Origin of the sequence: Kitasatospora sp. MBT63 (assembly GCF_000710465.2) — a bacterium.
GTDB lineage: Bacteria > Actinomycetota > Actinomycetes > Streptomycetales > Streptomycetaceae > Kitasatospora.
On sequence record NZ_JAIZ01000653.1, the window covers coordinates 1 to 6,949 of the forward strand.

Consider the following 6,949-nt stretch of genomic DNA (forward strand, 5'->3'; position numbering starts at 1 on the left):
GGCCGCCGCTCCCCCGCCGGCACCGGCCGCGGCCGCCGCTGCCGTCCGGCCGGCCGCCGCAGCGGGCGGCGTCTTCCGCGCGCACCAGCGCCGCTTCCTGCCGTACGACGTCACCGACTTCACCGGCCGCGGCGAGGAGTTCCACCGCCTGGTGGCCCTCGCCGAGCAGGCCGCCCACCCCGACGGCCAGGACGGCGCCGGGAGTTCGACCCTGGTGGTGACCGCCGTCGACGGCATGGCGGGCATCGGCAAGACCACCCTCGCCGTCCGGGCCGCGCACGCGCTGGCCGACCGCTACCCGGACGGCCAGCTCTTCGTCGACCTGCACGGCCACACCCCCGGGCAGGAGCCCATCACCCCGGCCGCCGCCCTCGACCGGCTGCTGCGCCACCTCGGGGTCAGCCCCGAACGGATCCCCGACGGCGTCGAGCAGCGGGCGGCCGCCTGGCGGGCCGCGCTGGCCGGGCAGCGGGTGCTGGTCGTGCTGGACAACGCCCGGGACGTCGGGCACGTCCGGCCGCTGCTGCCGGGTGCCGGCAGCGCGCTCGTCCTGATCACCAGCCGGCGAAGACTCACCGCGCTCGACGGCGCCGTCAACCTGTCGCTGGAGGTACTCACCCCCCGGGACGCGGTGGAGCTGTTCGTGCGCATCGTCGGCGCGGACCGCGCCGAGGGCCGGCGCGCCGAGGTCGAGGACGTGGTCGCGCTCTGCGGCTGCCTGCCGCTGGCCATCCGGATCGCCGCCTCCCGGCTGCGGCACCGACCCGCCTGGAGCGTGGCCCACCTCGCCGACCGGCTGCGCGACCGGCAGCGGCGCCTCGCCGAGCTGGTGGCGGGCGACCGCAGCGTCGCCGCCGCCTTCGAGGTCTCCTACCTCCAGCTCGGCGATGCCCAGCAGCGGATGTTCCGGCTGCTCGGCCTGCACCCCGGGCACGACTTCGACGCGGCCGGCGCCGCCGTACTCAGCGGCTGCACGGTGGCCGAGGCGGAGGTGATGCTGGAGGAACTGTTCGACACCCACCTGCTCGGCCAGCACACCGTGGGCCGCTACTACTTCCACGACCTGATCCGGCAGTACGCCCTGACCAAGGCCGAACACCAGGAACAGCGGACCGGCCGGGAGCAGGCGCTCGGGCGGCTGCGCCGGCACTACCTCAACCTGGCGCGCTGCGTCGCCGAACTCTCCGATCCGGGCCGGCCGTCCGTCCGGACCGTGGAGGCGCCGCGGGCGGTCCCGGGGCTGCGGACGGTCGCGGACGCGGCGGACCTGCTGGCCGCGGAGCGCGCCAACATCGTCGCGGTACTGGCCTGCCCCCCGGCCGGCGACGGCCTGGCGGAGCTCTGGCGGCTGGCGGTCGCGGTCGGCCCGTTACTGGTCCGCAACGGCTACGTCGAGGAGGCGCTGACCGGCTACCGGCACGCCCTGGACGCCGCCCGGGCCGCCGACGACCCGCACGGCCAGGCCGAGGTGCACACCAACCTCGCACTGGCCTACCGGGCGCTGGGCCGCTACGACGGCGCGGTCCGGTCGCTCGGGACCGCGCTGGAGCTGCACCGCGCCACCGGCGACCGCTACGGCGAGGCCCGCACACTGTGGACGCTCGGGCACGTCGGCCTGCTGCGCGGCGACTACCCGACGGTGCTGGAGCAGTACCGGGCGGCGCTGGAGATCTTCGAGCAGGTCGGCGCCGCCCGTGACCAGGCCGCCGTCCTGGGCAACATCGGCGTCGTGTACGGCTACCTGGCCGAGTACCGGCAGGCGCTGGCCCACCACCGGCGGGCGCTGGCCCTCAGCCGGGAGCTGGACAACCCGTTCCGGGAGGCCGTCGACCTGCTGAACGTCGGCTGGGTGCTCTCCCGGCTCGGCGACACCGGGGAGGCCTGGGGCTACCTGGAACAGGCCCTGGCCAGGACCCGGGAACTCGGGGCCCGCGAGGTGGAGGCACAGGCCCGCTGGGCTTTCGGCGACCTGCTGCACCACTGCGGCGACCAGCCGGCGGCGCTGGAACGGGCCCGGGAGGCCCTGGTGCTGGCGAGGGAGATCGGCAGCCGGGACCTGGAGAGCCAGACCCTCAACCTGATCGGCGCCGTGCACCGCGCGCTCGGCGCGCCCGAGGCGGCCCGGGACTGCCACGAACGGGCGCTGGCGCTGGCCTCCGAACTCGGCCTCAGGTTCGAACAGGGCGTCGCCTGCGAGGGCCTGGCCCGGCTGGCGCTGGACGCCGGCGAGCGGCAGTCGGCGTCGGACCACTGCGACCGGGCGGTGGCCCTGTTCTCCCGGATGCACCCGCACCGCGCCGAGCTGCTGCGGGCCGACCTCGCCCGCGAGCGCCGTCCCGAGCCGAGCGGCGCACTGTAGCGGGCGGCCGCACACCTGTCCGGCCGCCCGCCGACCGTTCACGGGCGGGCCGGGTCCCCGGCCGTGCGGGCCGCCTCCCGGGCGAGCCCGATCAGCACCCCCTCGGCGCCGGGGCGTCCGACCAGCTGGACCGCCAGCGGCGCCGACCCGTCCGCGGTCCGGCCGACCGGGAAGGTGAGGGCGGGCAGTCCGGCGAAGCTCGCCACCGGGGTGTAGCCGATCTCCCGGTCGTAGTCCGGGTGGCCGGGGGTCACCAGGGACGACGCGGCGCGCTGCGCACCGACCGGGCGGGGCACGTCCGGGTCGAGCGGCAGCAGCCAGACGTCCACCACGGCGTCGGCGAACAGCCGCGGCACCGCGGCCCGGGTCCGGGCCAGCTGCTCCTCGATCTCGCGGTGGCGGAGGTCGCCGATCGCGGCGCCGGAGTCGACGGCCCGGCGGGTGGAGGGTGACAGTTCGTCGGCGATCCGCGGGTCCCAGCCGTGGCTGCCCTGCCAGGCCTGCCGGGCGCACAGCTCCCAGGCGGCGCCGCGCAGGTCCCACAGGCCGCCGAGCCGGGTGGTGGCCACCCGGTGCCCGTGCGCGGCCAGCAGTTCGCCGGCGGTCTTCAGGGCGTCCAGGATCCCGGGCTCGGCGCCGCCCTCGGCGACCTCGGCCACCACGCCGATCCGCAGGCCCCGGTGGTGCTCGGCGCGCGGGATCGGCAGGCCGGACACCTCGGCCAGCAGCGCCAGGTCGTCGGCGGTTCGGGCGACCCAGCCTGGGGCGTCCATCGCGGGGCTGAGTGGCAGCATGCCGCGCAGGGCGGCCGGGTCGTGGGTCATCCGCAGGCCGACCACGCCGCAGCGGCCGGCCGGCCAGCGGACCGAGCCGAGCACGTCGGTGCCGAGCGCGAGGTCGCAGATGCCGGCGGCGACGGCGACGCCGCAGCCGGTGCTGGAGCCGGCCGGGTCGATCGTCGGGAACCAGGGGTTGCCGCAGCCGGAGCCGATGCCGATGTTGAGCTCGGTGGTGACCACCTTGGCCACGGTGGCCAGCCGGTGGCCCTCGGTCAGGACGGCGGCGCTGCGCCCGGGGTGGTGGCGGTGGCGGCGCAGCCCGAGCCGGGTCGCGAACCCGGCCACGTCGACGGTGTCCTTGACGCCGAGCCGCAGCGCCGGCGCGTGCGTGCCGGCGGGCCGCAGTTCGGCGCAGGCCCGGTAGCGGTGGTCGGCCTCGCGGGCCCAGCCGTCGGCGAGCGCGTTCCACTCGGGGAGGGTGAGGGCGCCGTCGTCGAGCAGGGCGAGGCGTTCGCGCAGCGGCAGGGCGATCAGCGGCGGCGGGACGGCCTCCGGCGCGGGGTCCGGCGCGGGGTCCTGGGTGGTCCGCGGGCCGGCGGGCCGGTCGGCGGCGAAGTACGCGGCGACGGCGTGCGCGACGTCAGGCATGGGTGTCCTCCGTGATCCTGGCCGGCGGGCCGTCCTGGGCTGCCGGTGCAGGTGCGGGTGCGGGTGTCGCTTCGGCTGCGGCTCCCGAGGTGCGCAGTTCCTCGGCGAGGGCGGCGAGTTCGGTGTCCAGCCGGCGGTCGGCGGGCATGAACGCGAGGTGGCGGCGCACCTGCCGGTACACCTCGGCGGTGCCCGGGGCGAGCAGGTGGGCGCCGCGCAGGTCGGCGGCCTGGCACAGGGCTGCGAGCTGGATCGCGGCGGCCTCGTGCACCAGGGCGGTGACGGTGCGGGTGGAGCGGGCGCCGATGGTGGCCATGCTGACCTTGTCCTGGTTGTGGGCCTCGGTCGAGCGGGAGAACGCGGTGGCCGGCATTCCCAGCGAGAGCGCCTCGGCGACCAGCGCGGAGCAGGCGATCTGGGCGCCCTTGAAGCCGTGGTGCAGACCGGCCGCGGGGTCGTCGGCGGCGGTCGGGGCGGTCAGGCCGGCGGTCAGGCCGTTGCTGAACTTCTCGTCCACCACGCAGGCGAGCTGACGGTCCAGCAGGTCGCCGACGCTGGCGACGGCCACCCGCAGGCTGTCCATGGCGAGGCCGACGTGGCCGCCGTAGAAGTTGCCGCCGTTGTGGACGCGGTCGCCGTCCGGGTCGAACAGCGGGTTGTCGTTGGTGGAGTTGATCTCGGTGTCGAGCCACCGGTCCACCCAGTCGAGGGTGTCGTGCAGCACGCCGATCACGTGCGGGGCGCAGCGCACCGAGTAGCGGTCCTGGATGGGGTGGTCCAGCCGGCGGTAGCCCTCCTGGCCGTCGCCGGGCCGGTTGTCGCTCAGCACCCGGGCGTGGTCGCGGGCGAGCTGCGATCCGTCCAGCAGGGCGCGGATCCGGGCGGCCGAGCGGACCTGGCCGGGGTGGGGTTTCTGCCGGTGGATCACCGGGTGGTAGTGGTCGCGGTTGCCGAGCAGCACCTCGACGGCGAGCGCGGTGCAGGCCTCGGCGGTCCCGGCGAGGCGGCGGGCCTCGGCGGCGGCGTGGACGGCGAAGGCGGCCATGAAGGAGGTGCCGTTGATCAGGGCGAGTGCCTCCTTGGGCTGGAGGGCGAGCGGTCGCAGTCCGGCGGCGGCCAGTGCCTCGCGGGCGGGGCGGCGCCGGCCGTGGTGGACGGCGGTGCCTTCGCCGATCAGCAGTGCGGCCAGGTAGCAGAGCGGGACGAGGTCGCCGCTTGCGCCGACCGAGCCGCGTTCGGGGATCACGGGCAGCAGGTCGTGCCGCAGGCAGTCCAGGAGCAGGTCGACCACCTCGGGGCGGACCCCGGAGTAGCCGCGGGCCAGGCAGTTGGCGCGGATCAGCAGGGTGGCGCGGACCACCGGGGCGGGTGCCTCGGGGCCGCTGCCGACCAGGTGGTAGCGGATCAGGTGGTGCTGGAGTTCGGTGGCGTGCGCGGCGGGGATGTGGCCGATGTTGCGGTCGCCGAAGCCGGTGGTGACGCCGTAGAGCGGCTCGCCGGAGGCGACCAGGCGTTCGCGCAGGGCGACCGAGCGGCGCATCCGCTCGGTGGTGGGCCCGTCGAGGCCGACGGGTTCGCGCAGCGGGCCGCCGGTCAGCCGGGCGACGGTGGCGGGGGTGAGTTCGCCGGTGCCGAGGCGGATCATCCGGCCTCCTCGGTGAAGGCGGTGACGGCGAGGCGGGCCTGTTCGGGGTTGAGCCGCGGGTCGCAGGCGGTCCAGTAGCGGGGCTGGACGGCGGGGTCGTGGTGGGCGCCGACGCATTCGGTGACGTCGTCGGGGGTGAGTTCGAGGTGCAGGCCGCCGGGGTGCTGGCCGAGCCGGCGCAGCACCCGGACGCAGGAGCGGATCTCGGCGAGGACGGCGGTCATCCGGCGGATCTTGCGGCCGGCGGATGAGCGTTCGGTGTTGCCGTGCATCGGGTCGCAGATCCAGGCGGGCTGCAGGCCGGCCTCGGTGGCGGCGTGGACCAGCCGGGGCAGGACGGGTTCGACCAGGTCGGCGCCCAGGCGCAGGATGAAGGAGAGCCGGCCGGGGGTCCGGTCGGGGTCGAGGGCGGCGGCCAGGGCGGTGAGGTCGGCGGCGGTGGTGGTGGGGCCGAGTTTGACGGCGACCGGGTTGGCGGTGCCGGCGAGCGCGGCGACGTGCCGGCCGGCCGGGTCGCGGGTGCGTTCGCCGATCCACAGCAGGTGGGCGGAGCCGAGGTGGAGCTGTCCGCCGTCGGTGCGGGTGAGCGGGAGTTCGTAGTCGAGCAGCAGTGCTTCGTGGCTGGTGAACACCGGGCGGCCGCCGGCGGCGTGTTCGGCGTCGAGGTGGCGGTGGATCTCGGCGGACAGCCGGTGGGCGGTGAGCAGGCGTTCGGGGTCGGGGGTGCGGGCCTCGGCGGTGGGCCGGGTGTCGTTGACCGCGTCGCCGCGGTAGACGGGCAGGTTTTCGCCGTAGGGGCCGGGTTCGAAGGGCTGGGAGCGGGGTTTGGCGAACTGGCCGGCGATCCGGCCGACGGCGGTCGTCTCGCGGCCGGTGCCGCTCTCCACCAGGTCGGCGAGTTCGCCGAGTTGGGCGGCCTTGCGGCGGACGGTGTGGGCGGACACCTCGGCGAAGAGTTCGGCGCAGTCGCCGCCCTGGATCAGGTGGGCGCGGCCGGCGGCGACCTCGGCGAGGCGCCGGCGCAGGTCCAGGCAGTCCGCCGGGGCGACCAGCGGGGGCTGTTCGCGCAGCCTGGCGGTGACCTGGTCGACGGCCGCCCGGTCGGGCCACCCGGCTTCGGGGGCGGGCGCCGTCTCGGCGGTGAACAGTGCTGACATGGTCGGGTGCCGTCCGTTCGGTGTCGGGTCAGTCTCGGGTCCGCAGGGCGATCGCGGCGAGGCAGTGCTCCTCGATCGCGTCCAGCTCGCCGGGGGTGGCGGCGTCGACCACGAACATCGCGGCCCGGTCGCCGGACTGGCGGATCGGGGCGAGGCGGGTGCCGGCCGGTTTGAGGGCGACGATGCAGCGCAGTGCGGCCGGGTCGCCGGGGGTGGCGCAGTCGGCGACCTGGGCGCGGACCTCGGCCGGGTCGAACCACTGCGGTTCCGTGGCGAGGCCGGGCCGGACGTCGAGGCCGGCCAGGACGCCGGGTCCGTGCGGGAGGTAGACCTGGCGGGCGTAGCGCTGCGGGCGGGCCGG

Annotated in this window: 4 protein-coding genes and 1 pseudogene; 1 reads left to right on the forward strand and 4 read right to left on the reverse strand. The window is 76.4% G+C overall.

Annotation, left to right across the window (positions count from 1 at the left end; genetic code table 11):
• Window positions 1-2,359 (forward strand): tetratricopeptide repeat protein (locus AA75_RS34315; RefSeq protein WP_051813955.1); only part of this gene is annotated, 2,359 nt, incomplete at its 5' end.
• A 38-nt stretch (window positions 2,360-2,397) separates the two neighbouring features.
• Here AA75_RS34315 and AA75_RS34320 read toward each other — a convergent pair.
• From AA75_RS34320 to AA75_RS50150, 4 genes and pseudogenes are all read right to left on the reverse strand, one after another.
• Complete coding sequence (locus AA75_RS34320; protein WP_051813956.1) at window positions 2,398-3,786, reverse strand: amidase; 1,389 nt, start codon at window positions 3,784-3,786, stop codon at window positions 2,398-2,400.
• Window positions 3,779-5,431 (reverse strand): histidine ammonia-lyase, encoded by a 1,653-nt coding sequence (gene hutH / locus AA75_RS34325; protein ID WP_063794494.1) that lies wholly within the window; start codon window positions 5,429-5,431, stop codon window positions 3,779-3,781. The genes AA75_RS34320 and hutH overlap by 8 nt, the downstream gene beginning before the upstream one ends.
• Window positions 5,428-6,588, reverse strand: a complete 1,161-nt coding sequence (locus tag AA75_RS34330; protein ID WP_033824274.1) for a 3-deoxy-7-phosphoheptulonate synthase — start codon at window positions 6,586-6,588, stop codon at window positions 5,428-5,430. Before AA75_RS34330 ends, hutH begins: the two co-directional genes overlap by 4 nt.
• A gap of 28 nt (window positions 6,589-6,616) precedes the next feature.
• A pseudogene (locus tag AA75_RS50150) lies at window positions 6,617-6,949 on the reverse strand (hypothetical protein); the annotation flags it as partial.

Excerpts from the sequence above, each read along its gene's own strand:
- AA75_RS34320 (WP_051813956.1), bottom strand. The coding sequence starts at position 3,786 with ATGCCTGACGTCGCGCACGCCGTCGCCGCGTACTTCGCCGCCGACCGG.
- hutH (WP_063794494.1), bottom strand. The coding sequence starts at position 5,431 with ATGATCCGCCTCGGCACCGGCGAACTCACCCCCGCCACCGTCGCCCGG.
- AA75_RS34330 (WP_033824274.1), bottom strand. The coding sequence starts at position 6,588 with ATGTCAGCACTGTTCACCGCCGAGACGGCGCCCGCCCCCGAAGCCGGG.